The 23,443-nt window shown below is 70.8% G+C and carries 22 protein-coding genes and 1 pseudogene; 11 read left to right on the forward strand and 12 right to left on the reverse strand.

Going from position 1 to position 23,443, the window contains the following annotated elements; translation table 11 throughout:
- Positions 1–3 precede the first annotated feature (3 nt).
- Positions 4–792: a class I SAM-dependent methyltransferase gene (locus ACQEVJ_RS03875; RefSeq protein ID WP_433097221.1), complete on the reverse strand. Its 789-nt coding sequence runs from the start codon at positions 790–792 to the stop codon at positions 4–6.
- Positions 793–834: 42 nt separating this feature from the next.
- Positions 835–1,500, reverse strand: coding sequence for a TetR/AcrR family transcriptional regulator (locus tag ACQEVJ_RS03880; protein WP_433097223.1), 666 nt, complete (start codon positions 1,498–1,500; stop codon positions 835–837).
- 76 nt (positions 1,501–1,576) lie between these two features.
- Between ACQEVJ_RS03880 and ACQEVJ_RS03885 the strand changes: the two genes are divergently transcribed.
- The 3 genes and pseudogenes from ACQEVJ_RS03885 (at position 1,577) to ACQEVJ_RS03895 (ending at position 3,103) form a co-directional block, all read left to right on the forward strand.
- Positions 1,577–2,410, forward strand: coding sequence for a class I SAM-dependent methyltransferase (locus ACQEVJ_RS03885; RefSeq protein ID WP_433097225.1), 834 nt, complete (start codon positions 1,577–1,579; stop codon positions 2,408–2,410).
- A 101-nt stretch (positions 2,411–2,511) separates the two neighbouring features.
- Positions 2,512–2,712: pseudogene (locus tag ACQEVJ_RS03890) on the forward strand (glycerophosphodiester phosphodiesterase); the annotation flags it as partial.
- 91 nt (positions 2,713–2,803) lie between these two features.
- Entirely contained in the window at positions 2,804–3,103 is a 300-nt protein-coding gene (locus ACQEVJ_RS03895; protein ID WP_433097227.1) for a glycerophosphodiester phosphodiesterase, read from the forward strand.
- A gap of 9 nt (positions 3,104–3,112) precedes the next feature.
- On the opposite strand, the gene ACQEVJ_RS03900 is transcribed toward ACQEVJ_RS03895, so the two are convergent.
- On the reverse strand, positions 3,113–4,180 hold the full coding sequence (locus ACQEVJ_RS03900) for a spore photoproduct lyase family protein (protein WP_433097229.1): 1,068 nt from the start codon (positions 4,178–4,180) through the stop codon (positions 3,113–3,115).
- A gap of 101 nt (positions 4,181–4,281) precedes the next feature.
- Between ACQEVJ_RS03900 and ACQEVJ_RS03905 the strand changes: the two genes are divergently transcribed.
- The 5 genes from ACQEVJ_RS03905 (at position 4,282) to ACQEVJ_RS03925 (ending at position 7,879) form a co-directional block, all read left to right on the forward strand.
- The gene (locus tag ACQEVJ_RS03905) at positions 4,282–4,770 is read left to right on the forward strand and encodes a nucleoside deaminase (protein ID WP_433097231.1); all 489 of its coding nucleotides are present in this window, start codon (positions 4,282–4,284) and stop codon (positions 4,768–4,770) included.
- A gap of 157 nt (positions 4,771–4,927) precedes the next feature.
- Positions 4,928–5,455 (forward strand): hypothetical protein, encoded by a 528-nt coding sequence (locus ACQEVJ_RS03910; protein WP_433097233.1) that lies wholly within the window; start codon positions 4,928–4,930, stop codon positions 5,453–5,455.
- A gap of 28 nt (positions 5,456–5,483) precedes the next feature.
- Positions 5,484–5,951 (forward strand): histone-like nucleoid-structuring protein Lsr2, encoded by a 468-nt coding sequence (locus ACQEVJ_RS03915; protein WP_433097235.1) that lies wholly within the window; start codon positions 5,484–5,486, stop codon positions 5,949–5,951.
- Between the two features lie 386 nt (positions 5,952–6,337).
- The gene (locus tag ACQEVJ_RS03920; protein WP_433097237.1) at positions 6,338–7,255 is read left to right on the forward strand and encodes a TIGR03619 family F420-dependent LLM class oxidoreductase; all 918 of its coding nucleotides are present in this window, start codon (positions 6,338–6,340) and stop codon (positions 7,253–7,255) included.
- Positions 7,256–7,540: 285 nt separating this feature from the next.
- On the forward strand, positions 7,541–7,879 hold the full coding sequence (locus tag ACQEVJ_RS03925; protein ID WP_433097239.1) for a hypothetical protein: 339 nt from the start codon (positions 7,541–7,543) through the stop codon (positions 7,877–7,879).
- A gap of 314 nt (positions 7,880–8,193) precedes the next feature.
- On the opposite strand, the gene ACQEVJ_RS03930 is transcribed toward ACQEVJ_RS03925, so the two are convergent.
- Genes ACQEVJ_RS03930 through ACQEVJ_RS03950 form a run of 5 tightly spaced genes read right to left on the reverse strand, consistent with a single transcriptional unit; the run spans position 8,194 to position 15,846 of the window.
- Positions 8,194–9,177, reverse strand: a complete 984-nt coding sequence (locus ACQEVJ_RS03930) for a DUF2804 domain-containing protein (RefSeq protein WP_433097241.1) — start codon at positions 9,175–9,177, stop codon at positions 8,194–8,196.
- Positions 9,174–10,859, reverse strand: a complete 1,686-nt coding sequence (locus ACQEVJ_RS03935) for a glycoside hydrolase family 2 protein (protein WP_433097243.1) — start codon at positions 10,857–10,859, stop codon at positions 9,174–9,176. Before ACQEVJ_RS03935 ends, ACQEVJ_RS03930 begins: the two co-directional genes overlap by 4 nt.
- Positions 10,849–12,873 (reverse strand): alpha-galactosidase, encoded by a 2,025-nt coding sequence (locus ACQEVJ_RS03940; RefSeq protein WP_433097245.1) that lies wholly within the window; start codon positions 12,871–12,873, stop codon positions 10,849–10,851. Before ACQEVJ_RS03940 ends, ACQEVJ_RS03935 begins: the two co-directional genes overlap by 11 nt.
- On the reverse strand, positions 12,870–14,525 hold the full coding sequence (locus tag ACQEVJ_RS03945) for a glycoside hydrolase family 13 protein (RefSeq protein WP_433097247.1): 1,656 nt from the start codon (positions 14,523–14,525) through the stop codon (positions 12,870–12,872). The genes ACQEVJ_RS03940 and ACQEVJ_RS03945 overlap by 4 nt, the downstream gene beginning before the upstream one ends.
- Positions 14,515–15,846, reverse strand: a complete 1,332-nt coding sequence (locus ACQEVJ_RS03950; protein WP_433097249.1) for an MFS transporter — start codon at positions 15,844–15,846, stop codon at positions 14,515–14,517. Before ACQEVJ_RS03950 ends, ACQEVJ_RS03945 begins: the two co-directional genes overlap by 11 nt.
- A gap of 75 nt (positions 15,847–15,921) precedes the next feature.
- On the opposite strand from ACQEVJ_RS03950, the gene ACQEVJ_RS03955 reads away from it, so the two are divergent.
- Positions 15,922–16,551 carry a TetR/AcrR family transcriptional regulator gene (locus tag ACQEVJ_RS03955; RefSeq protein ID WP_433097251.1) on the forward strand — a complete coding sequence of 210 codons (630 nt, stop codon included), beginning with the start codon at positions 15,922–15,924 and terminating at the stop codon, positions 16,549–16,551.
- Between the two features lie 55 nt (positions 16,552–16,606).
- Here ACQEVJ_RS03955 and ACQEVJ_RS03960 read toward each other — a convergent pair whose 3' ends face one another.
- Both ACQEVJ_RS03960 and ACQEVJ_RS03965 read right to left on the reverse strand, forming a co-directional pair.
- A complete protein-coding gene (locus tag ACQEVJ_RS03960; protein ID WP_433097253.1) occupies positions 16,607–17,917 on the reverse strand; it encodes an MATE family efflux transporter in 1,311 nt (436 codons plus the stop codon).
- A 127-nt stretch (positions 17,918–18,044) separates the two neighbouring features.
- Entirely contained in the window at positions 18,045–18,791 is a 747-nt protein-coding gene (locus ACQEVJ_RS03965) for a TetR/AcrR family transcriptional regulator (protein WP_433097255.1), read from the reverse strand.
- 145 nt (positions 18,792–18,936) lie between these two features.
- On the opposite strand from ACQEVJ_RS03965, the gene ACQEVJ_RS03970 reads away from it, so the two are divergent.
- Positions 18,937–19,233: a hypothetical protein gene (locus tag ACQEVJ_RS03970; protein WP_433097257.1), complete on the forward strand. Its 297-nt coding sequence runs from the start codon at positions 18,937–18,939 to the stop codon at positions 19,231–19,233.
- Between the two features lie 45 nt (positions 19,234–19,278).
- Here ACQEVJ_RS03970 and ACQEVJ_RS03975 read toward each other — a convergent pair whose 3' ends face one another.
- Together ACQEVJ_RS03975 and ACQEVJ_RS03980 are read right to left on the reverse strand one after the other, a co-directional pair.
- The gene (locus ACQEVJ_RS03975) at positions 19,279–20,292 is read right to left on the reverse strand and encodes a hypothetical protein (protein WP_433097259.1); all 1,014 of its coding nucleotides are present in this window, start codon (positions 20,290–20,292) and stop codon (positions 19,279–19,281) included.
- A gap of 448 nt (positions 20,293–20,740) precedes the next feature.
- Positions 20,741–22,144 (reverse strand): cellulase family glycosylhydrolase, encoded by a 1,404-nt coding sequence (locus tag ACQEVJ_RS03980; RefSeq protein ID WP_433097261.1) that lies wholly within the window; start codon positions 22,142–22,144, stop codon positions 20,741–20,743.
- 544 nt (positions 22,145–22,688) lie between these two features.
- Between ACQEVJ_RS03980 and ACQEVJ_RS03985 the strand changes: the two genes are divergently transcribed.
- Positions 22,689–23,333 (forward strand): response regulator, encoded by a 645-nt coding sequence (locus tag ACQEVJ_RS03985; RefSeq protein WP_433097263.1) that lies wholly within the window; start codon positions 22,689–22,691, stop codon positions 23,331–23,333.
- Positions 23,334–23,443: the final 110 nt, after the last annotated feature.

Genomic DNA, 23,443 nt, shown 5'->3' on the forward strand with positions numbered 1-23,443 from the left:
CCGTCAGCCGAGTCTTTCGGCCAGCGCGAGCTGGGTGAGGTAGCGCTTCACGATGCGCCCGCCGTACTGGCCGTCGATCAGTGCCGCGATGCAGCCGAGCAGCCCCGCGAGAGCCTCGGCGGGCAACGCCCGGTGGTTGGAATACGTGCTGAGCAGGTCGAGATACTCGCGCGTCGTGTAGGCGTGATCCCACTCGTAACGGTGGAACCGCACCGGCCCGAAGCGACCGGAGGCGTCGATTTCGCCGCTGTCGTACGGAATGTCGCTCCCAGGTTTCAACCGCAGGTCGGGCGGCGTGGCGGGGTCCCACCGCTCGTAACAGCGCTGGGCCTCCGCGAAGAACTCCGTGCTGCCCCCGGCGACGTGCTCGGTGGAGACGACGGCCAGCAGGCCGCCCGGCCGCAGCGCGTCGGCCGACCTGCCCACCCGCGTCCGGGGGTCGAGCCAGTGGAAGCTGGTGGCGGCGAAGACGACGTCGAACGGCTCCTGCGGCAGCGGCCATTCCTCGAAGGCCGCGTTGACGACTTCGACGTTGGGGAATCGGGCGAGCTTGCGGCGGGCGAGCGCAGCCATCTCGGTCCCCAGCTCCACCGCCGTGACCTGGCAGCCGCGCGCGGCGAGGGCCGCCGTGGCCTGGCCGGTGCCGCAGCCGATCTCCAGCACCCGGCCGGCCCGGGGGATGTGCTCGTACATCGCGGCGGGGTAGCCGGGCCGCATCCGGTCGTAGAGGGCGGCGTCCTCGGTGAAGGTGCGGCGCAGCATGAGGCGGTCGCCGTCGTCCGTGCTCGTCACGCCTGATCACGTTACCCGCATGGGCCGCGTTTCTCGCAGGCGTCAGGGCCGGGGAGTTCGAGCTCGGTTCGCGGTGACCTTGGCGTAGAAGGGGGCGGCTTCCTGCGCTCGCGACTCGCTCCGTACGACGCCGGCGATAACCGTGGTCACCATCTTGTGGACGGCGTCGGCCTGCGGCGGGCCGCCGTCCCGGTCGGCGAACAGCAGGTGTGAGGCTCCCAGCAGCGTGGGAGCGAGCGTGTCGACGTCGGCGTCCGGCGCGATGCGGCCCAGGTCGCGCTCGGCCGTGAGGTAGGAGGCGAGCATGGCCGCGGCCTCCGTCAGGAGCGGGAGGCCAGGGCCCGGCCTGGCCTGGCGCAGCCGGGCGCGCAGGTCGTCGCGGGAGATGATCAGGCCGACGACCGCCACGGCGACGGAGCCGAACAGGTCCGTCAGCACGGCGGTCAGGTTGCCGGCGACGGTGCCGGTCCCGGCGGACTGACGCAGGGCGGCGGCCTGAGCGTCGATCCTGGCGATGCGGTCGAGCACGAGCTCGGCGAGGAAGGCGTCGAAGTCGGCGAAGTGCCGGTGCAGCACACCCTTGGCGCAGCCCGCCTCGGTGGTGACCGCCCGGCTGGTCAGCGCGCTCGGCCCGTCCCTGAGCAGGACGCGCTCGGCGGCGGCGAACAACTGCTCCCGCGCGTCGCGGAGAGCGACCCCCGTCGGCACCGTTCCATCCCCTCCTGTCCGTCCGTCGACTTTATCCGGTTTGACGAGTGGGCGCTTGCCCACTCATAGTGGGCGCATGCCCACTCCAGCTTCTGAGAACGAACCACACAAGGCCAGAGGGATGGCGGAGTCGTTCGGCGTGGACGCCGAGCGTTACGACCGGACCAGGCCGCCCTATCCCGGCGGGATGGTGGAGCGAATCGCCGCCGCCAGTCCCGGGCCGGACGTCCTCGACGTCGGCTGCGGCACCGGCATCGCGGCCCGGCAGTTCCGGGCGGCGGGCTGCACGGTGCTCGGAGTCGAACCCGACGCGCGGATGGCGGACTTCGCACGCCGTGACGGACTCGAGGTCGAGGTGGCGACCTTCGAAGCCTGGGACCCCGCCGGTCGCACGTTCGACGCGGTGGTCGCCGGAACGGCCTGGCACTGGGTGGATCCGGCCGCCGGAGCGGCCAAGGCGGCCGAGGTGCTGCGTCCCGGTGGCCGGCTGGCGGCGTTCTGGCACGTGTTCGAGCCTCCGTCGGCCGTGGCGGAGGCCCACGCCGCGGTCTACCGGCGGGTGATGCCCGGCTTCCCGTCCCAGGACCGGCCTGCGGGGTCGGCCCTCGACGGCTACCGGCCGCTACTCGCCAAGGCCGCCGACGGGATCAGGGAGGCGGGCGCGTTCGGAGACCCGGAGCTGTGGCGGTACGACTGGCAGCGGTTCTACACCCGTGACGAGTGGCTGGACCAGATGCCCACGTCCGGCGCCCTCACCCAGGTCCCGTCGGACAAGCTCGCAGAGGCGCTGGCGGACGTCGGGGCCGCGATCGACGCGATGGGAGGCGGTTTCACGATGACCTATGCCACGGTCGTGGTCACCGCGCGTGCCTCTGACCGATCCGGGCGGAAACGTCCGGAGACGGCGTGATGCTCACCGAGCAGGCATCCAGCCGCCACCGGGAAATCAACTTGATGTAATGGCATACGGTCAGGTTCTCCCCGTAGTCACTCCCGACTCCGAGGAGAACCATGCGCCGGCGACTCGGCCTCATCGCCGCGATCGTCCTGATCGCCCTCACCTCGATCGTCCCCGCCGCGGCGGCGTCAGCGCCGCTGGTCGTGGCCCATCGCGGCGCGTCCGCGTACGCGCCGGAGAACACCGTCGCCGCCTTCGAACTGGCCCGTGACCAGGGCGCGGACATGTTCGAACTCGACGTCCAGGAGACCGGGGACCACCACCTGGTCCTGATGCACGACACGACGCTCGGCCGTACGACCGACGCGGAGGAGGTCTTCCCCGGCCTGGCTTGGCCGGGTCGTCGTGCAGTCGTTCGACTGGGACTCGATGCGCCGCTTCCACCGCCTCATGCCCCGGGTGCCGATCGGCCTGCTCGGCACGCCGCAGGTCGCGGACCTGCCCGGCCTGGCCCGGTTCGCCGACCAGATCAACCCGCCTCACGCCGACGTCACGGCGGAGTACGTCCGGCGCGTCCACCGGCTGCGGATGAAGGTCCTCGCCTGGACCGTGGACGACCCCGCCGCCGTACGCCGCCTGATCGGGGCGGGCGTGGACGGCGTCATCACCAACAGACCGGACGTCGTACGCGAACTCGCGGGATGACGGCGGCGCTCAGAAGGCGTAGCGGACCCGGCAGTACGGGATCTTTTCGGCGATCAGGTCGGTGAGCGCGGTGACGTAGCGGCCCTTGTGGCCGCTCTTGTAACGGACGTTCCAGCCGCCCGTCTGCGAGCGCTTCGGCTGCTGGAGGTCGGGACGCCACAGCACCTCCTCGGCCTTGGGATGCCAGCCGAGGTTGACCTCGTGCAGCCGGTCGTTGTGCGTGAGGAAGATGACCTCGGCGGCGAGCTGGGCGCGGGCGGCCGGGCTCAGCGCGTCGTCGAGCTGCCCGAGCAGCTCCGCCCAGTCCTCCAGCCAGCCGTCGCGGACGACCACCGGGCTGAAGTTGATGTGCACCTCGTATCCCGCCTCGACGAAGTCGCCGATGGCCGCGATCCGGTCGGCGACCGGCGAGGTGCGGATGTCGAGCAGCTTGGCGTCGGCGGCCGGCATCAGGCTGAACCGGATGCGCGTACGGCCGCGCGGATCCCAGCCGAGCAGGTCGCGGTTGACGTACTTGGTGGCGAAGCTCGCCTTGGCGTTCGGCAGGTCGCGGAAGAGATCGACGAGGTCGCGCACGTTGCCGGAGACGGTCGCGTCCACCGAGCAGTCGGAGTTCTCGCCGATGTCGTAGACCCAGGCGTGCGGGTCCACCTGGTTGGGCTCGGGCTTGACGCCCTGCCGCCCGGCGTGCCCGGCGAGATAACCCGTGATCCTCTCGATGTTGGCGAACACCGTGATCGGGTTGCTGTAGCCCTTACGGCGCGGCACGTAGCAGTACGCGCAGGCCATCGCGCAGCCGTTGGCGGTCGAGGGCGCGATGAAGTCGCTCGACCGGCCGTTCGGCCGCGCGGTGAGCGACTTCTTGACGCCGAGGACCAGCGCCTCGGTCTTGATCCTGACCCAGCGGGCCACGTTCGCCTCGTCGCCGTACAGCTCGGGGATGCGGTGGTGGGCCTCGATCTCAATCCGCTCGGCCTCGGAGAACCGCTCCAGGATCTCCTTGCCGCGCGGCAGCTCGGCCGCGGCGGGCTCGACGTAGATGCGGCGGATGTCCAGCAGTCTCTGGCCTTCGTTCACCCGGATATAACAACTCGATAAAGCCATGACTTCCCAGGTCAGATGCTCCTCCGGCATGCCCCTCGCGCTTACCCGCCCCGTTCGGCGTTACTGTTTCGATCATGAGTTACGAGCCGACGACTGAGGAACTGCGGCACCTGCGCCGCTGTGTGGAGCTGGCGAAGGAAGCGCTGGAGGCGGAGGACGAACCGTTCGGCTCGGTCCTGGTCTCCGGGGACGGGAAGGTCCTGGCCGAGGACCGCAACCGGGTGGCCGGCGGTGACCACACGCGGCACCCCGAGTTCGAGCTGGCGCGCTGGGCCGCGGGGAACATGACGCCGGAGGAACGCGCGAAGGCCACGGTCTACACCTCCGGCGAGCACTGCCCGATGTGCGCGGCGGCGCACGGATGGGTGGGTCTCGGGCGGATCGTCTACGTGGTGTCGTCGGCCCAGCTCGCGCAGTGGCTGGCCGAATGGGACGTGCCGCCCCCGCCGGTGCGTACGCTCCCCGTCAACGAGGTCGCGCCCGGTGTGCGGGTGGCCGGGCCCGTGCCCGAACTGGCGGACGAGGTCCGCGCGCTGCACCGCCGCCTGCACACGGGTTCCTGAGGCGGGGCCGTTTTCCCGGTGCCGCCTGCCGGAGCCGGGCGGATCGCGGCGTGCTACGAGGTGCTGGTCGTCGAGGACGACCTGATCGTCTCCGGATGGGGCACGCACGGCCACGAGTGAATCCCTGACGTGGCAGGGGGCCTGGGATACTTCGGCGGTGTCCGGGCAACATCCGCCGCACGAGGCGAACACGCGCCGCGCATGGCCGTGGCTGGTCCTGGCGGTGCTCGCCTCGGCGGCGCCCATGGGTTTCCCCATCGCGACGCAGGGCGGTGACCCCGGCTACCAGCCGATCCTCTCCTTCCTGGGGCTCTTCATCGGGGTCGCCGCGCGCCGGTTCTTCGGCCTGGACGTCGTGATCGCGTGGTATCTGCCGATGCTCGTCCTGGTGGCGGCCGTCTTCCACCGGCACCTGCGGAAGGCGAGGTGGGTCGTCGTGGCACTGCTCGGCGTCATGGCGATCGTCAATCTGGTGGTCGCGATCGACGAGTTCCCGCGTGCGGTGACCGTGGCGGGCATCAGCGCGGGCAGCCAGCCCGACTACTTGTCTCCGGGGATTCTCCTGCCCGCCCTGCTCACGACGGCAGCGTACGGTGTCGCCGCCGTGGCTCTCGTGCTCGGGTCGAAGAACCCGGGAAGGCGGGCCGGCGATGCAAGCACCAGTAGGATGCCACGGTCCAGTTAGACGAAGATCCACCCTGGAAGGGCTGCACGTGGCGCAGAAGGTGATACTGGTTGACGACCTCGACCACTCCGAGGGCGACGATGTGGCGAGACGGGAATTCCCGCTGCTGAACCGGACCTTCGCCATCGACCTGTCCGACGCGAACCAGCAGCGGCTGAGCGCGGCTCTCGCGCTCATCGAGGAAGTGCTGGAGAACGCCCGTGAGGTGAAGCAGGCGTCGCGGTCCAAGAAGGCCGCGGACACCTCCCCGCGTCTGCGCGGCTACACGCTGACGGACGTGCGTGAATGGGCCCGCGAGCAGGGGCTGGACGTGCCCGCGCGCGGGAAGATGGCCGACGAGGTCATCGAGCAGTTCGTCGCGGCGCACCCCGACGCCGACCCCGACGCCGACCCGGACGCCGACCCGGAGGACTCCACCGGAGAGCCCACCGAGGATTCCGCGGCGGGAACCGCGGAGACGGCCGCCGCGCACGCGGGGGCGGCTGCCGGCGCCTGAGCGGACGCCTCTGAGCGGATGCCTCGGCAGGAGGAATCTCGCCCCGGCCCGGCAGGCCGCCGGGAACGTCATGCGGCCGCCTTGGGCCGGGCGAAGGGCATGAGGCCGCCTTGGGCCGGGCGAAGGGCATGAGGCCGCCTTGGGCCGGGCATCCGCTCGCCTTGCCGCTCCCTGACCCGCGCCGCCGCCGAGAATCGGTGCGCGGCAGACCTTCGTCACCCGCCATTGCCGGTTTCGACGTCCGGCCACGGGCAACGCCAGCCTTGGGGCGTTCTTGGATCTAAAGCTCGACTTGCCCAAGTTTTCCGCAAGCGGCCTTTCCTAGCGTCTCCGCCGACGCCCGATCAGGGCGGTTCTTCTACCGGCGCAGTGCGAAGGAAACACTCATGCGGCTCGGATACACGGTCCCCCAGTACGGCGCGTTCGCCGATCCGGAATTCATCCGGCAGGCGAGCACGGATCTCGAAGCGATGGGCTACGACAGCCTGTGGGCGGGCGACCGCATCTTGCTGCCGCTGACGCCCAGCGATCCGTACCCCGGAGGAGACGGGACGGTCCCCCCGGCTTTCGGGACGTTCTTCGACCCACTCACCGCACTGACGCTGGCCGCGGTCAGCACGCGCGAGATCCGGCTGGGGACCAGCACACTCAACGCGCTGTGGCAGCCGCCCGTCCTGCTCGCGCGTACGCTGACCTCGCTCGACCTGCTCAGTCACGGACGCCTGGATGTCGGCATCGGTCTCGGCTGGCTTCGCGACGAGTACACCGCGACCGGGGTGCCCTGGCAGGGGAGGGGAGAGCGGCTGGAGGAGACGCTCGACCTGATGGAGGCCGTCTGGACGGGTGAGGTGGTCGAGCACAAGGGCGCCCTGTGGACGGTCCCGCCGTCGCACATCGACCTCAAGCCCTGCCAGCGGCCACGCCCTCCGATCCTGCTCGCCGGTTACACGCCTCCGGCGCTGGAGAGGGTCGGCCGGCGGGCCGACGGCTGGCTGAGCGCGGCCATGCCGATGCCGTATCTGACCTCCCTGTGGGACATGGCGCTGGGGGCCGCGTCCCGCGCGGGCCGGGATCCGTCCGCTCTGCGCATGGTGGTGCGGGTCAATCCCGTGATCACCGACTCGCCGGCGCCCGCCGACCAGGTGCCGCACGTGGGAACCGTACGGCAGGTCGCCGACTACCTGCTGACCCTCGCCGAGGCGGGGGCCCACGAGGCGTTCGTCGACCTGCAGACCGCGACCTCTTCGCGTGACCAGTTCCTCGACGTCGCGCACGCGCTCCTCACCATGCTGCACGCGGGCTGAGACCACGGCCGGTGTGTCCCGCCCTCCTCGCCGGCGCCTGTCACATCCGCCGTGTCCGACGCAGAGAGAATCGGACATTAGGGGATAAAGGCGTCATAAGGGCCCGAGGAGTGCCCTCAATGGAACAAGGAGGCATTAAATACCGTAGATCGCCGTTTGTCGCCCGTTCCATCTGGAAAGTATGACGTCGCGGGGCAATGACCACTTAACGGTCATTAGGCGACATTCCTGTTCATTTAGGAATGGCGCACACATTAGGCAGTTGATCCTTTAGAGGGGGACGAAATGCCCAAGCTCAAGAAGGTCATCGCCGGACTCGCACTTTCCACCGCGCTCGGCGGTGGTGCCCTTCTCGCGGGCGCCACGGCCGCGAGCGCGACGACCGCCCCAACTGGCTGGGGTTATACCAACCCGTGCACCAACGAGTTCGACAACGGGTTCAACAACACCTTCGAAAACAGCTCCGTCCGGAACGATGGCTTCCGGAACGACTGCTGTCAGAACAACTGTCAGAACAGGTGCCAGAACAACCGCTCGGACCTCGACGACATCCTCTGGGACGTCTGCGTCGCCGGCCGCTGCTCCGATGTACTCCCCGCATTGTTTGCCTGCGGTTTCAACTAAAAAGGCCGGCCTGACGTCCTGGGGAAAAACACATGCTTCGGGGTGAATGGTCGAAAGGCCTGGGTGGCCGTGTCCATGAGCAACGTAGCGTCGGCTGATTCAAGAGATGCTCCGAGCGCGAGCGCTCGCATATCGACTCGTCGGTGAGCGCTTTCGAGCACGGGAGTATTCATTCCCCAGAGCAGGGACAAGGGCTCCGGCGGCTGAACCGCCGGAGCCCAGGCTTTTTCCCCGGCAATGGTGCCAATTGCAGGCCGTGCGCCCTCGGATCACGTAGGGCGCCGAGGGCGTCCCCGGCCGGTAGGCCGCGAGGATCACCAGCGGTTGCGGGCCTCCTCGGCCCAGCCGGTGAGGCCGTCGAGGTCCACCCAGGCGCCGTCGTCGGCCCGGGCCCGTCCGGAGAAGTGGCCGAAGCACTGGTGCGTCTCGTTGCCCACCAGGCCGAGCTCGGTGCGGGCCACTTTCTCGTGGAACGGGTGGAACTCCACCTCCACCCGCGGGCCGGTGATCCGCCACGGGCGCAGCCAGTCGGTCCGGTCGTACGACCACTCCAGCTCGTCGCCGATCTTGTGCAGGCGGCCGCCGACGAACAGGGCGTTCTCGGTGGAGCCGGTGCCGTCGGTCCACTTGCCGCCGAGCTGGATCGCCAGGCCGGGTCCGCTGCCCGCCGCCCAGTTCCACGTGATGGAGTACGGCCACTTCCCGCGGCCGTGGTCGAGTACGGCGAACGACTCCGCTTCGTCGATCGGGAACTCGGCCGACTCCAGCCGCAGCCGCCCGCGCACCGGACGGCCGACGTCCTTCACCGTGTACTGGAACCGGTTCTGCCCCCACGGCACCACCACGCCGAGCGACTCGTGGCCCTCCGGCAGCGGCACCTCCAGGTCGAGTTCGATGCCGGGCGCCGCGGCCCGGATCGTGGTGCCGGAAGCACCCTGCTCGATGTCGATCGTCACACCGCCGCCCCGTACGGACGCCGTCCCGGCGCCGCTGCGGTCGGGGAAGACGGCGCCGCGGGCCAGCGGCACCACGACGTCCTTGGCGATCTCCACGCGGGTGTCCCGGTCGAGCACGTAGACGCCGTTCACCGCGGCGTAGTCCAGCGACGACGCGACCAGGCCGATGATGTGGCGGGGGGTGACGACGCCCCAGTATTCCCAGCGCTTGCGCCGTCCCCAGCCGCGCAGGTTGCCCCGGTGCAGAGGACGGCGGGTCCAGCCCACCGCGCCGGGGTTGAGCCGCCCGTCCGGCAGGCACAGGTCGACGGGTGCGGTGATCTCCCGCTCGTGCGTGGTCATGCGAACCTGAGCCTTTCCGTGATCGAGCGTACGAGGTCCTCGGGGAGCTTGAGCACCGCCCGGTCGTAGGTGAGCAGGCCGTTGATCTCGTCTTCGACGTCGGACAACTGGGTGTAGACGGTCGCGCTCAGGCCGCGCGCGACGGCCGGGATGATCTGCTCCTCGTGCAGCCGGGCGAACGCCTCGCCGAGCGCGTCGGCCGTGCCGTACCGCCGGTAGCCGAACTCCTTCTCGCCCCAGACGTGGCCCTCGACCCGCAGGCTGTACCCGCCGTATTCGGACAACACGAGCACCCGGCCGTCCGGGCGCGGCGGGCGGAACCGGCGGAAGTAGACGTGCAGGCTGCGCAGGTCGCCCGCGCGCTGGTCGTGCCAGCCGCTGGCGTGGTCGACCGTACGCGTCGGGTCGAGCCGGGTGAGCTCCGCGGCGATCCGCGCGGCGTCGAACTGGCCCCAGCCCTCGTTGAACGGCACCCAGACCGCCAGGCTCACCACGTTGCGCAGGTGCTCGACCGTGGCGCGCATCTCGGCCTCGAACGCCGTACGGCCCGCCGCGTCGGCCCGGCCGAACCGGCGGTGGCGGCGGTCGTCCAGCCGCACGAGGGGCAGGAACGCCGGCGTGGTGATGACCCACGGACGGTACGGCTCGCCGCCGTTGACCATGTCCTGCCAGACGAGGATGCCGAGCCGGTCACAGTGGTGATACCAGCGCAGCGGCTCGATCTTGATGTGCTTGCGCAGCATCGTGAAGCCGAGCCGCTTCATCGTGGCGATGTCGTGGATCATCGCCTCGTCCGACGGCGGCGTGTAGAGGCCGTCCGGCCAGTAGCCCTGGTCGAGCACCCCGGCGTGGAAGTACGGCCGGCCGTTCAGCAGCAGCCGGGGGACGCCGTCGGCGTCGGGCCCGACGGAGAAGGAGCGCATGCCGAAGTAGCTCCGCACGTGGTCCGCGCCGAGCGACACGGTGACGTCGTACAGGAAGGGATCCTCGGGGCTCCAGGCGCGCACCTCGGGCAGGGGAACCCGCACCGGCTGCCCGGTCGGCACTGTGACCCGCGCGACCGTTTCGCCTCCGGCCGAGATCTCGACGTGCGCTTCGCCGCCGGACGCGTGGACCGTCACCTCCACGCAGGAGTCGTCGAGCAGCGGGGTCAGCGTGAGCCGTTCGACGTGGACCTCGGGCACGCGCTCGGCCCAGACCGTCTGCCAGATGCCCGACTGCGGGGTGTACCAGATGCCGCCGCGCCGCAGCCGCTGCTTGCCCCGCGAGCCGTTCCCGGTGTCGTCCTGCACGGCGACGACGAGGGTGTTCTCCGACGAGCGCAGCGCGTCGGTGACGTCGAAGGAGAACGGCAGGTAGCCGCCGGTGTGGCCGCCGACCTCGTCGTCGTTGACCCACACCCGGCAGGTCTGGTCGACCGCGCCGAAGTGCAGGATCACCCGCCCGCCGGCGAAGTCCTCCGGCAGCTCGAACGAGCGCCGATACCAGAGGGTCTCCCCGGGAAGCAGCCGCCGGTTCACCCCGGACAGCGGCGCCTCCGGCGAGTACGGCACGAGGATCTCGCCGTCGTACGTCTCGGGGGCGTAGTCCCTGACCGCGTACTCCCAGCGGCCGTTCAGGTTGAGGTAGCTGTCGCGGACGAGCTGGGGTCGCGGGTACTCCGGAAGCGGGTTATCCGACACGGGTGAGCCTCTTCAGTTCGCCGGTGGCGTCGAACGGCCACGGCCGGGGCAGTCCGTGGCTCATCAGCAGCGCGCCGTGGTGGGTCTCCCCGGTGTCCTCGTCGCGGTAGCGGGCGTCCGGGTCCAGACCTTTCAGCCGTACGGGGGCCGTCACGCGGACCAGCGTGGTCGGCCGCCAGGAGAAGACCACGATGTGCGGATCGAGGGTGTACTGCACGGCCCAGTCGGCGAGGCGGTCCATCCGGCCCTCGTGGACGACCGGACGGATCAGCTTGTACTGCTCTGTCAACTGCTTGGCCTGCTCCAGGTCGGCCGGGTCCCAGCGCCGCAGGTCGCCGCCGATGCCGAGCGCGCCCGACATCGCGACGTGGAAGCGGAAGGCGAGCGGCGTCTGCCTGCCGGTGAGCGCGTTGGGGCTGTCGGTCACCCAGGCGCCCATCGTGCAGGCCGGATAGATCTGGCCGTAGCCGTGCTGGATCGCGATCCGCTGGGCGGCGTCGGTGTTGTCCGAGGTCCAGATCTGGTCGGTGCGGGCGAGCATCCCGAGGTCGGCGCGGCCCCCGCCGCTCGCGCAGCCCTCGATCATCAGATGCGGGTGCGCCGCGCGCAGCCGGTCGATCACGGCGTAGACGTTCCTGATGTACGGCACCCACACCTCGTCGCCGGCCTCGGTGATCGGCCGGTTCATGTCCCACTTCAGGAACGCGATGTCGTTGTGGGTCACCAGCTCGTCCAGCCGGTCGTACGCCCACTGGGCGACGTCGTCCCGGGAGAAGTCGAGCAGGAGCTGGTCGCGCACCTCGGTCGCGCGCCGGTTCGGCTGGCGCAGCACCCACTCGGGGCGCGTGCGGTAGAGCTCGCTGTCGGGATTGACCGACTCCGGCTCCACCCACAGGCCGAATCTCATGCCGAGCCGCTTCACGTGGTCGATCAGCGGGGTGAGGCCGTCCGGGAAGCGGTCGGGGTTCGGCCACCAGTCGCCCAGGCCGGCCGTCTCGCCCGTACGGCCCGCGAACACGCCCGTACGCCCGCCGAACCAGCCGTCGTCCATCACGAACAGCTCCACGCCGACGCCCGCGGCGAGCTCGGCCAGCTCCATCTGCTGGGCCTGGGAGATGTCGAACTCGGTCGCCTCCCACGAGTTGTAGACCACCGGCCTGACCCGGCCGGGCGCGGGCAGCACGTGGCGGCGGATGTGGTCGTGCCACCGGTGACTGACCCCGCCGAACCCCTCGGCCGAATAGACCCCGGTGAACGCGGGCGTCTCCAGGGATTCGCCGGGTCCGAGCCGCCAGGTGACCCCCTCGTGCCCGAACCCGCCGCTCCAGCCCGCGCGGCCGTCGTGGTCGCGTTCGACGGTGATGCGCCAGCTTCCGCTCCAGGCCAGCGCCGCGCTCCACACCTCGCCGCGGTCCTCGGTCGCGTCGCCCGCGTCGATCATCACCCACGGGTTGGCGTGGTGGCCGCTGTGCCCGCGCCTGCTGGTCAGCACGGTCTCGGCCACGGGCAGTGCCGTACGCCGGACCTGGAACTCCGCGCCCCACTCGCCGGTGACGTGGGTCAGCCGGTAGTCCTCACGCCGGGGAACCGCCCAGGCCGCCGAGTCGCAGCGCAGGACCGTGATCGGCTCCTCACCCGTGTTGCGCAGGGTCGTCCAGCGGTCGATCGCGTCGCCGTCCGGCCTGACCCGGTAGTGCAGGTCGATCTCCAGCGGGTAGTGCCGGTCGGCCATCCTGATCGTCAAATGGCCGCCGTCCATGTCGTGGCCGAGGTGACGCCACTCCACCCCGCGTACGGCGTCGCCATACCTGACCTGCAGGCCGGCCACGCCGAACCGGTCGCCGCCCTCGCTCGGCAGCTCCTCGGGTCCGGCGGGCAGCGCGCGGGCCTGGCCGAGCGTGAGCGGCGGCCCCCAGTGCGCGCAGCGCGGCGCGCCGTCCGGCCCCAGCCGCACGGCGTACGCGCTGGACGGGGTGGTGAGCAGCCACAACCCCGGTTCGGTTTCGATGGTCAAGAGAGCCACACTCCGGTGTCGGGCGGCAGCAGATCGCCGTCGAGCGGTCCGCTGGCGAGCAGCACGTCGTGGTGCCAGGCGAGCGGCACCGGCTCGGCGCCGAAGTTCACCATGAGCGTGAAGCCGGGGTCGCGGGCGAAGGCCAGCACGCCGGGCGGCGCGTCCAGCCAGGTCAGGTCGCCGTCGCCGAGCGCGGGATGATCGCGCCGGATGGCGAGCGCGGCGCGGTAGAGGTTCAGCGTCGAGCCGGGGTCGTCCCGCTGGGCGGCCACGGTCAGCGCCGCCCAGTCCTCCGGCTGCGGCAGCCACGTGTCTTCGGCTCCGAAGGCGTACGGCGGAGCCGCGCCGGACCAGGGGAGGGGCACCCGGCAGCCGTCCCTGCCGATGAACGTGCGCAGCGTGCGCTCGAACATGGGATCCTGCCGGGCCTCGTCCGGAATGGCGAGGTGTTCCGGCAGGCCCAGTTCGTCCCCTTGGTAGATGTAGGCCCCGCCGGGCAGGGCGAGCAGCAGCAGCGCCGCCGCGCGTGCGCGCCTGGTGCCCAGCTCGACGTCGACGTCCATCCGGCCGAGCAGCACCTCCGGGGTGGGTGCGCGGACCAGGTCCTGGTCGACGCCGAACCTGGACACCATGCGCGGCACGTCGTGGTTGCCCAGCACCCACGGGACCGACCCGCCCGTCTCACGGGCCAGCCGGTGCGACTCGTCGATGACCGTGCGGAACTCCTCAGCCGACCACGGCGTGGGCATCAGCCCGAAGCCGAACAACTGGGCCAGCCCGTCACCCGCCAGGTAGGGCCTGGCCTGGTCGGGGTGGCCGAACCACATCTCCGCCACGGTGCAGGCGGGCGCGGTGCCATGGTCGCCGGCATAGGAGTCGAGGATCTTCCGCCAGGACCGGTACAGCTCCAGCAGCTCCGGCTGGTGTTCGTACGGCACGGCCGCGTGACCCGGCGTGAGCGGGCCGCCCTGGCTGCCCGGGACGACGTCGGGCAGGCCCTCCTGCTTGAACAGCATGTTGGCCACGTCGATCCGGAACCCGTCCACGCCCCGGTCCAGCCAGAACCGCAGCACCCGCTCGAACAGGGCGACCACGTCGGGGTGCCGCCAGTTCCAGTCGGGCTGCCCGGAGTCGAACAGGTGCAGGTACCACTGCCCGTCGGGCACCCGCGTCCAGGCCGGGCCGCCGAACACGGACTGCCAGTTGTTCGGCTCGTCGCGGAAGACGAACCGCTCGCGCTCGGGACTGCCGGGACCGGCGGCCAGCGCCGCGCGGAACCACGGATGCTCGGCCGAGCAGTGGTTGGGGACGATGTCGACGATCACCTTGATGTTCTTCGCCGCGGCCGCCGCCACGAGCGCGTCGAAGTCCGCCAGCGTGCCGTAGCGGGGATCGACGTCGCAGTAGTCGGCCACGTCGTAGCCGCCGTCGGCCAGCGGCGAGGGATAGAACGGGTTCAGCCAGATCGCGTCCACACCCAGGTCGGCCAGGTGGCCGAGGCGGGACAGCACACCGGGCAGGTCCCCTTCGCCGTCGCCGTTCGCGTCGGCGAAACTGCGCGGGTACACCTGGTAGACCACCGCGTCCCGCCACCAGGCCCCCTGGTCGTACGGCTGCGCGGGCCTCTCGGCGGAGTGGTTTTCAGCGGACACCGCGGATCCTCCAGATCAGACAGGCCCCGAGCGTGGCGAAGCCCGCCGCCACGCCGTACATGAGCGGGTAACCGCCGGCCGAGGTGACCAGCGGTGCGGCGATCACCGGGCCGAGCGTGTTGGACGCGGAGTTGGCCAGGCTCACGATGCCGAGGTCCTTGGCCCGGTCGGCGTCCGCGGGCAGCAACTGGGTGACCATCGCCTGGTCGACGGCGGCGAACATGCCGTAGCCCGCACCGAGCAGGACGGACGCCGCGATGGCGGCGGACCAGCTGGTCAGGAACGTCAGCACCAGCCCGGACGCGGCCATCGTGAGGCCGCCGACGAAGACCGCGGGCCTGCGGCTGCCGTACCGGTCGGACAGCCAGCCCGCGAGCAGGGTCGGCACGACGCTGCTCAGCGTGAACACCGCCACGAGGACCACGACGCCCTGCTCGACGGTCGAATCGGGGAAGAGCCGCTCGTAGTGGACCGCGTCCCGCAGGTAGTACTGCAGATAGCCGATCGCCATCGCGAGCGTGAGGGTGATCAAGAGCCGGCTCAACCAGGACCAGGCGAAGTCGGGATGCCTGCGCGGGCTCACCCACAGGCCGCGCAGGAAGGACCGCACGTCGAACGGCGGCGACCCCGCCGTGCCCGCGGCGGTGGCGACGGCTGCGGCCGCGGGGGCGGTGGTTCCGACGGCGACTGCGGCGGTGGCGGCAGCGGCGGCAGTGGTTTCCGCGGGTTCGCGGGTGAACAGGCCGAACGGCAGCACGAGCAGCAGGATCAGCACCGCCATCGCGAGGAACCCGGCCTTTGTGCCGGTCAGCAAAACCGTGGCCACGACCCCGCCGAGCAGCGGACCGGTCAGCTGGCCCACGCCCGCCAGCGCGGACACCTTGCCCCGCTGACGGACGGGCACCTGGTCGGGCACGGTGGCGATGGCCGCGGCCAGGGCGGCGGTGAACGCCAGCTGGGCCACCGCCCAGCCGACGACCAGCCCGGCCAGCGACTCCTGCCAGGCGAGGAACACCAGGGACGCGGCGCAGACCAGCGCTCCCCCCACGATCCAGGGACGGCGCCGGCCGAACCGGGAACGGGTCCGGTCGGACATGGCGCCGAACAGCGGGTTGGCGATGATCGTGCAGACGGCGCCGACGGCGAACACGGTCGCCAGCGACGCCTCCTTGTGCACGGGGTCGATGTGCGCCACATGTGAGGGCAGCAGGATCTGGTTGCCGACGGTCATCGCCATGATGACGCCCATCTGGGCGAGCGCCAGCAGGGTCATCCAGCCGGTGGTCACCCGTCCTGCGGGTGTCACGCGCACCTCGTCCATGCGATTCCTTCGAGGTTCAAAACATGAGAGGGTGCCACGTTAGAACATGACAGGGCGTTATGTTAAGACTGATCGGTGGACAACCCCGGCATCCGGCGGCGCCCGGTCCAGAAGCGCAGCATCGACAGGGTCGAACGCATCCTCGACGCCTGCGCCCGCCTCCTGGACGAGGTGGGCCTCGACGCGCTGACCATCGTCGACGTCGCCAGGCGGGCCGAGGTGCCGAGCGGCACCATCTACCAGTTCTTCGACGGCAAGCCCGGCATGCTGCGCGAGCTGGCACTGCGCAACCTGGAGCTGCTGCTGGTGCGGCTGCGCCGCCGGGTGGCCGGGGAGGACGCGCTCACCTGGCCGCGCGCGGCGGAGCTCGTCCTGACCGAGACGGTCGAGATGCGCAGGACCGTCCCCGGCTACACCGTGGTCGACTTCGCCGACACCCGGCCCGGCGGGCCGACGTTCCTGCCGCCCGGCGAGGCGAAGGAGGGCGGGGACGTGCTGGCCGAGCGGCTCTACCAGTTCGCCCTGGACGAGGCCGGGCTGCCGCCGCTGCCCGATCCGTACCGCGTGATGCGGCTGGCCATCCAGGCCACGGCGGCCGCTCTCCAGCTCGCCTTCACGGCCTCACCGGAGGGCGACCCGGCCATGATCGAGCAGGGGTGCAGGCTCCTGAGGGCCTACTTCGCCGACGTGTCCTCGCTCGGCTGAGCACCGGAACGGGCGCGTCGCTGTCGATCTACAGACCGGGTTGTCCGCGCCCGGGTCACCGTACGGCGCCGACCACCGCCCAGCGGCCGGACCGCAGCCTGGCCAGCACGGTGATCATCCGGATCAGCAGGAAGGCCGACAACCCCGACCAGATCCCCACCAGTCCCCAGCCGAATCGCAGCGAGGCCCACACCACCGGCAGGAACCCCAGCACCGCGCCACTCGCCGTCGCGGTACGCAGGTATGCCGCGTCCCCGGCGCCGAGCAGCACTCCGTCCAACGTGAACACCACACCGCCGATCGGCTGCAGCGCGACGAAGAACCACCAGGCGCCGGGCAACTCGGCCAGCACCGTCGCGTCGGCGGTGAACACGTGGGGCAGGGGACCGGCCAGCGCCGCGAACACCGCGCCGAGCAGGGTCCCGAAGACCAGCCCGCAGCCGGTCACCTGCCAGGCCAGGCGGCGCGCCCGTTCCGCGTCGTTCGCGCCGAGCGCGGCCCCGACCAGCGCCTGGGCGGCGATGGCCAGCGCGTCGAGGACGAAGGCCAGGAACATCCACAGCTGGAACACCACCTGGTGGGCGCCGGCCGCCGCGGCGGAGGTGTGCGCGGCGACCGCGGTCGCCGACACCCAGCACGCCTGGAAGGCCAGGCCGAGCAGCACCAGGTCGCGCGCCAGACCGAGTTGGGCGCGCATCGCGGCCGGAACCGGAGCGAGCGGCACGCCCTCGGCCCGCAGCGCCCGCACGAACAGGCTCGCGGAGATCAGCTGCCCGATCACGTTGGCGACCGCCGACCCGTCGATCCCCCAGCCGAACCCGTACACCAGCACCGGGCACAGCACGGTGGAGATCACGTTGCCCGCGAGCACGTAGCGCAGCGGGCGCCGCATGTCCTGCACGCCGCGCATCCAGCCGTTCCCGGCCATCGTGATCAGGATCAGCGGAGCGCCGAGCAGGGCGATCCTGAGCCAGCTCACCGCGGCGTCGGCGACCCGGCCGTCACCGGTGAGCAGGCCGGCGACCGGCGTGGCGAGCAGTTGCCCCGCCACGGTGATGACCAGTCCCACGATCGCGGCGAGCCAGGTCGCCTGCACCCCCTCGGCCACGGCGTCGGTCCGGCGGCCGGCGCCGTGCAGCCGGGCCGCGCGGGCGGTCGTACCGAAGGACAGGAACGTCATCTGGGAGGAGATCTGCGCCAGCACGATCCCGCCGACGGACAGCCCCGCGAGCGGCACCGCGCCGAGATGGCCGACCATGGCCGTGTTGACGAGCAGATAGAGCGGCTCGGCGGCCAGGACCCCGAGCGCGGGCACGGCGAGCGCGAGTATCTGACGCAGCGGGGCCCGGCCCACGTGCTCACCCATGCGTTCCTCCCGGGAAGGGGGCCGGCCGGCGCCCGACGAGCCGTATCAGCTCGCCACGGCATCGGGCGACAGGAACGCAATCATCTTGCTATTGCGAATAATGCGCAACAAGCTCCCCCAGCCGCGGTCAGCGGTTGCCGGCTCCTTGATGCACCGTCGTTTCTTGATGCGCCGGCGGCCCGGCGCCGGTGCGCGGTACGGGACGAGTGGCGGCGATGGGCGAGTTCGGGACGTCGTGCAGAGTGAGTCGGGCGGGCGGGGGGAGGGGGTCGGCCGGTCCGGCGCGGAAGGCGCTGAGCAGGTAGGCGACGAGCCGCCGGGACGCGGCCTGGGCCTCTTCGGCGGAGCCGGTGATGACGCCGCAGTTGGCCATGAGCAGCAGGGCGAGGTCGTCCGGAGAGAAATCGGCGCGCAGCCGCCCGGTCGCCTTGGCGCGTCGCGTCAGCTCGGTGAAACCTTGTATGGCGCGGTCGCGCTCCCGCTCGATGTCGACCGCGTCGGGGAACGCCGCGACGAAGGCCGTGCTGAAGCCACGGTCGGCGGCCTGCATGCCGCAGACCTTTTCGATGGCCGTGCAGAAACCGCGCCACGGGTCCGGATCCGCCAGCGCGTCGTCGACGACCGACACGCATGCCTCGAACTGATCGGCGAAGACCTCGGTGACCAGCGCTTCCTTGGTGGGGAAGCGGCGGTAGAGCGTCGCGACCCCCACACCGGCGTGCCGGGCGATCGCGGCCATCGGTACGTCGAGGCCGCGGTCGGCGAACAGCCGGCGGGCGACCTCGACGATGCGGTCGCGATTCTGCCGGGCATCGGCGCGCAGTCCCACGGCCCCCTCGGGGACGGCCGCCATCCGAGATGCCTCAGCGCTCATGTTTCTCACTTCTGGTTAAGTGGACAAGGCTCTCCACTAACCACGTTACGTTGGCGGCAGGAGACACCCCTCGTGATGGAGGTTTTCTGTGCGATACCGGGGGCCGCTTCCGAGGCGAGCGATCGGCCGTTTCAACTCCTGCGTCATGACGTTGCGCTCGTCTCCCCGGTGGGGCCGGCGGATCAGCAGGCGCCTCACCGTCGTCACCTACACGGGACGCCGCTCAGGACGCACCTTCAGCACGCCCGTCGCCTTCCGCCGGGTGGCCGACACCGTCACGATCGGCGTTCAGTTCCCCGACGCCAAGACGTGGTGGCGCAACTTCCTGGCCGAGGGCGGCCCGATCTCCCTGCAACTGGACGGGGTCGACCGCACCGGCCATGCCGTCGCCCGGCGCGACGAAGCGGGCCGCGTGACCGTCACCGTCCGTCTGGAGCAGTGACAGGCCGGCCCTCGCCGAGGGAGGCGAGGGCCGGCCGACGGTCGATCAGGACGTGGGAGTCGGGGTCGGCGTTTCCGTGAGCGTCGGCTCGGGGGTGGGCGCCGCGGTCTCCGTGGGAGCCGGGGTATCCGCGGGGGGCGTGGCCGGGTCGGGTGTTGCGGCCGGCGGCTCTGTGGGGATGGCCGTCGGCGTCGGACAGGGATCGGGGGCGCGCCAGGCGGGCTTCCCCGAGTGCCACTTCAGTGCGTACGGAGAGTTCTTGCTGAGGTACCACAGCCGCTTGCTCGGCCGCGAGAGGTCGAAGACGTAGGCGGCCGCCGCCGACTCCCCCTGAGGGGCGGCGGGCGTCGTCTCCTCGGTCTGCGGAGGTGCGGAGCTCGTCTCGCCAGGGGGAGCGGGAGCCGCCGAGGTCCCGCCGGGAAGCGGAGTGGGGGTGCTTTCGGGACTCGTCGGCGTGCCCTCAGCGGGGGCCGGCGTGCCTTCGGAAGTCGTCGGCGTGGCACCGGGGGCTGCCGGTGTGGTTTCGGGAGCTGTCGGCGTGGCTTCGGGATCCGTCGGGGTGGCGGACGGAACCGGAGCCGGGCTCTCCGGGGCAGGATCCGGCGTGCCGGGCTGGGCGGCCGCGACGACCGAGATCCAGGCGTCCTGCCGGATCTCGCCGCCCCGGCGGGCGGTGAGCACCTGAGTGGAGTCGTCGATCGCGTACGACCGCTCGAAGCCGTCCTGGCTGCGGACAGTGATCGAGTCGTCCGCCACGGCGACGGCCTGCCCGGTCTGGGTGAACACCGTGACCGTGCCGCACCCGTCCTTGGTCGGCACGACCACCTCGCCGTGCAGCGCCCCGAGGAATGGCCCCACCAGGGGCACCTCGGTGGTGGGCGTCGCCGTGGGGGAGTCGGTCACGGTCTCGGCCGGGGCGGCCGTCGGCGTGATCGTCACGGTGGCCGTCACGACAGGCTCCGAAGTGTCGGCCGGCGGGGTGACGGGGGTGGCGGCGGAGGCCGCAGTCACTCCGATGCCGCCCGACGCCGTCAGCACGAACGCGGTCGCGAGGATCATGGGTTGGGAGATGCGCCGGCGCGGCCCGCCCGGTCGGGACAACAGTCCTTTCGGGCGGTGGGGGTTGGTCGGCTTCACCGTTCCTCCGTATCGTTCGATCCAATGGTCTCCGCCGAATGGGGCGGCGGTCGTACCGGAGCGCTCTGCCCCGATACCCGACGGAAGCGACCGGTGAATTTGTTGCCAAACCGTGTCACTTCCGAGGGATTGAGGAGACCTTCCCCGTATCTACCGAATCCATGCGGGCGAAATCCGCGGCCATGAGGGGGCCCGGGTGCTTTCGGCAGGTCGCGGGGGATGAACCGATTTGAGATTCGGACGTCATCTGAGGCGGCCACGCGACGGGCGATGCGAGGGCCCCCGCCCGGATGAGGCGTTCTTCCGGCCACTCACGCGATCACGGTTACGGGCCGGGCGCGTGTCGCGCCCGGCCCGCACTGGTGTTCCGTCAGCTCGCGGTGCAGGACAGCGTGGGGACGCTGTTGCCGCCGTTCCACGATCCGAGGAATCCGAAGGTCGTGGCGGCCCCGGCGCCGAGGCTGCCGTTGTAGCTCTCGTTGCGGGCGGTCACGCTGGATCCGCTGCTGGTGACCGTCGCGTTCCAGGCGTTGGTGACGGTCTGGCCGTTGGCGAAGGTCCACGTCACGGTCCAGCCCTTGATCGCCGAGCTGCCCGCGGTGACCTTGACCTCACCCTGGAAACCGCCCGGCCACTGGCCGACGACGGAATAGGAGGCCGTACAGCCGCCGGGCTTGGGCGACGGTGAGGCGCTCGGAGACGGCGACGGGCTGGGCGACGGCGACTTCGACGGCGAGGCGCTGGGGGACGGGCTGGGCGACTTCGACGGCGAGGCGCTGGGCGACGGCGAGGGGCTGCTGCCGCTGTAGATCGAGGCCTCCTTGGCGGTCGCCTTGATGCCGTTGGCGCCGTTGAAGATCCTCGTGCCCCAGGTGGTGAGCTGCTTGGGGTCGAAGTTCACCGTCATGTCCAGGATCGGGTCGCTGTTGCCGCTCCAGGACCAGGCGAGCCAGCCCAGGCCGCGCGACTGCGCCTCGGACAGGATCGTCTCGTGGTCCACCTCGCCCGAGTTGAACTGCCAGCCGAACTCGCCGATGACCAGCGGCCAGCCCTTGGCCTGGAACCGGTTGAGGTAGTCGACGATGCTCGCGGCGGTGTTGAACACGGCGTACATGTGGATCGACAGCACGGTGTTGTGGCGGCTGTCGGCGTCCAGGACCGTCTGGGCGTTGTCGCGCATGACGTACTGCCAGTCCTGGCCCCAGTTGGGCGCGTCGACCATGAGCAGGTGCTCGAAGCCGTTGCTGCGCATCTTCTTGATCGCGTTCGCGGTGGCGTCGGTCCACTGGGCGGGGTTGGTGTTGCCGATCGGCTCGTTGCCGATGTTGATGATGACGTAGTTCTCCTGGCCGACCAGGGCGCTCTTCTGGCTGATCCAGTAGTTGACCGCCTCGTCGAGCGATGCGGCGGCGCCCTCCTCGCCGTACCCGGTGGTGTCGTGGACCTCGAGCACACAGATCAGCCGGTTCTGCTTGCACAGCGCGATCACGTTGGCGACGTCGTTGGACGGCCCCCACCGCTTACCGCTGCCCAGCACCACGCGTACGGTGTTGGCGCCGAGCGCCTTGATGTCGGCGAACGAGCTGGTCTGGTTGGTGTACCAGACGTGGGGGTGGCTGACGCCCCGCATGATGAATTCCTTGCCGCTGGCCTCGACGATCTTCGTGCCGCTGATGTGCAGGCCCACGGCCGCGGACGCGGGCTGGACCGAGACCAGGATCGACGCGATGGCCGCGAGCACGGCGGCGCCGAGGGCGACGAGCTTGTTCTTCATGTACCTACCTCGTGGTTGGGGTCCGGACGGATGGCCCGGAGCCCGTGCTCACCGTGGCGACATCGACTGATCCGAGGTAAGAAACCGGCCCCGACGGGGCGACCACGAGCAGGCGTGCGAATGTTCGCATGGACGGTTTTCCCTCCGAGCACGGACAACCGGCCATGCACGATCAGGCGGGGACCCTGACCGTCCTACTCCCGCGTGCATGGAAATCTGAAAGGGAGGCTCACACACCAGCGGAAGCGCCGTCAATAGTTTGGAGACCAGAGAAATAAACGGCTGGACGATCGCGGGTTGGCCGATCGCCCCGGCCTCGGCGAACCCGCCGATCCGCTCGCGCGCCGCGGGAAGGGCGACGACGGGGTGTGGTTTTCCGCACCCCCGAACGGCCATACGCCTCATGGCGGCGGAGCACTGCTCTGGAACACCGTTTTCGTACTGGCCGGCTGGACGCGTACGGGCCGGCGGAGGCCGGGGTACGGCAGGAAGGCACCATGGTCGTCGTGCGAGTGGAGGATGACGTGATCGAAGCGGAGCCGGCGTGCGCGTGATGCTGGCCGAGGACTCGGCACTGCTGCGCGAGGGCCTGGTGCGGCTGCTCAAGGAGGAAGGTCACGACGTCCTGGCCGCGGTGGGCGACGCCGACGCGCTCCTGGAGGCGGTGGACGGCGAAAGACCCGACGCGGTGGTGGTCGACGTACGGATGCCGCCCACCCACACCGACGAGGGCCTGCGCGCCGCGCTGGAGATCCGGCGGCGCCGGCCGGAGGTCAAGGTGCTCGTGCTGTCGCAGTACGTCGAGAAGAAGTACGCCACCGAGCTGATGAGCGGCAGCATCGACGGGGTCGGCTACCTGCTCAAGGACCGCGTGGCCCAGGTCGGCGACTTCCTGGACGCGCTGGAGCGGGTGGGGGCGGGCGGGACGGCGTTCGACCCGGAGGTGGTGCGCCAGCTGCTCGCGCGCACCAGCCACGCCGACCCGCTGGCCCAGCTCACCGCCCGCGAGCGCCAGGTGCTTGAGCTCATGGCCCAGGGACTGACCAACGCCTCGATCGCCCAATCGCTGCACGTGTCGCAGAGCGCGGTGGAAAAGCACGTCAACGCCCTGTTCGACAAGCTCGCGCTGTCGCACACCACCGGCTACAGCCGGCGCGTCCTGGCCGTGCTGCGCTATCTCGGCTCCTGAGCGGCTGCGGTTTTCCGCTGCCGGTCAGGTGGCCGGTTCTTCGTTCGTGATCCGAGCGGCCGTGTGGTCAACGTCCTGGGGCACCGATGACTGCAGAGTTCTGGTGACGG

Origin of the sequence: Microbispora sp. CA-102843 (assembly GCF_050936215.1) — a bacterium.
In the GTDB taxonomy this organism is placed as follows: Bacteria; Actinomycetota; Actinomycetes; order Streptosporangiales; family Streptosporangiaceae; genus Microbispora.